Raw genomic sequence first — 544 nt, forward strand, 5'->3', positions numbered from 1 at the left:
ACAGATGAACTCATACGGCCCCAGTTTGGCGATTTCATCCGCCAGATAAGCGGCAACCTGGTAAGAGGCGTTCTGTACTTTGGTATAGCCTTCACGACCGAGGCGCAGGAATTCATAGTACTGTGCAATTACCTGACCCGCCGGGCGGGAGAAGTTGATGGCAAAAGTACCAATTTGACCACCCAGGTAGTCAACGTTGAACACCAGTTCCTGCGGCAGCGCTTCTTCGTCACGCCAGATAACCCAGCCGCAGCCCAGCGGAGCCAGACCGAATTTATGGCCTGAAGCACTGATCGATTTCACACGCGGCAGGCGGAAGTCCCAGACGATATCCGGGGCGACGAACGGTGCCAGGAAGCCACCGCTGGCAGCGTCGATGTGCATGTCGATGTCGATACCGGTGTCGGCCTGGAATTTATCCAGCGCATCGTGCAGCGGTTGTGGGAACTCATAGTTACCGGTGTAGGTCACGCCGAAAGTCGGCACCACGCCGATGGTGTTTTCGTCACAGGCTTCAATCATGCGTTTCGGGTCCATAAACAAC

Annotated in this window: 1 protein-coding gene; it reads right to left on the reverse strand. The window is 55.9% G+C overall.

Features of this window, described 5'->3' with window-relative positions; all coding sequences use genetic code 11:
* On the reverse strand, positions 1-544 hold a 544-nt coding region (locus FTE26_RS07220), incomplete at both ends, for a pyridoxal-dependent decarboxylase (RefSeq protein WP_264109082.1).

This window comes from Escherichia sp. S10b (assembly GCF_028421345.1).
Lineage (GTDB): Bacteria > Pseudomonadota > Gammaproteobacteria > Enterobacterales > Enterobacteriaceae > ECMA0423.